This window comes from Arhodomonas sp. KWT, from assembly GCF_010993615.1.
In genome coordinates, this window is record NZ_WNXE01000510.1 from 1 (window position 1) to 1,152 (window position 1,152).

A 1,152-nucleotide genomic window follows, 5' to 3' on the forward strand; every position below is an offset into this window, starting at 1 on the left:
ACGCCGGTGAGTGCACAGCCCATGGCGGTGACCCGCGGCATCATCGCGTGGCCGTTGGCGATGCGCAGGGCACGGACGCCGTTGGTGACGTAGTCCTCCGGGCCGGTGACGGCGACCACCGCGCCGGTGTGGCGGGCGAGGGCGTCGGCCCCTGCCTCCGCGGCGGTGACGGTGTCGCCGGTGTCGACGCCGCGGCCGGCGGCGTCCGCGCCGGCCAGGGTCAGGATCTCGGAGGCGTTGCCGCGGATCACCGTGGGGCCCAGCTCGACGAGCCGGGCGCCCAGCTCGCGGCGAAAGGCCGTGGCGCCCACGGCCACCGGGTCGAGCACCCAGGGCGTGTCCGCGCTGCGGGCCGCGTCCACCGCCGTTTCCATCGCCGCCGCCTGGGGCGCGGTGACCGTACCAATATTGATCGCGAGGGCATCCGCCAGCGCCGCGAATTCGCCGGCCTCCTCGTACGCCTGCACCATCGCCGGCGAGGCGCCGACGGCCAGCAGGACGTTGGCGAGGAAGTTCATCGATACATCGTTGGTGATGTTGTGCACCAGCGGCGCCGCCTCGCGCATGTGCGCGAGACGATCGCCGGGGCGGAAGGGGCTAGGCGTATCCGTCATGTCCGTCTCCGCTCGTGTCGCGTCCGCCGGGTTTTCAGAGAATGGACTCCAGGGGGGCCGGGATGCGCAGCGGCGCCGGCATCATCGACTCCCGTGTGACCTCCGGGGGCGAGGGCTGGCCGAGCTTTGTCACCCGGCGCAACAGCTCGTAGTAGCGGCGGATATTGGCGACGTAGCGCACCGGCTCCCAGCCACGGGCGTAGCCGTGCTGGACACGGCTGTACCAGCGCTCCTTGGCCAGCAGGGGCAGGTTGTCGCGCACGTCCAGCCATTTATCCGGGTCGCCGCCGCGCATCTCCGTGATCCGCCGGGCGTCCTCCAGATGACCGAGGCCGACGTTGTACGCCGCCAGCGTGAACCAGGTGCGGTTCGGCTCCTCGATGTCGTCAGGCAGGCGCCCGCGCAGGGAGTTGAAGTAGGCCGCGCCGCCGCTGATGCTCTGGGCCGGGTCGCGGCGGTTGTCGATGCCGACGAACTGCGCGGTGTCCTGCGTGAGCATCATCACCCCGCGCACCCCGGTGGGGGATACCGCGTCCGG

2 protein-coding genes are annotated in these 1,152 nt (G+C 71.8%); both read right to left on the minus strand.

Annotation, left to right across the window (positions count from 1 at the left end):
- Positions 1–614, minus strand: a 614-nt coding sequence (gene thiM / locus G7A99_RS20290) for a hydroxyethylthiazole kinase (RefSeq protein WP_163143662.1), incomplete at its 3' end; no start/stop codon positions are given.
- 34 nt (positions 615–648) lie between these two features.
- The coding region (locus G7A99_RS20295) for a transglycosylase SLT domain-containing protein (protein WP_163143664.1) at positions 649–1,152 on the minus strand (504 nt) is incomplete at its 5' end.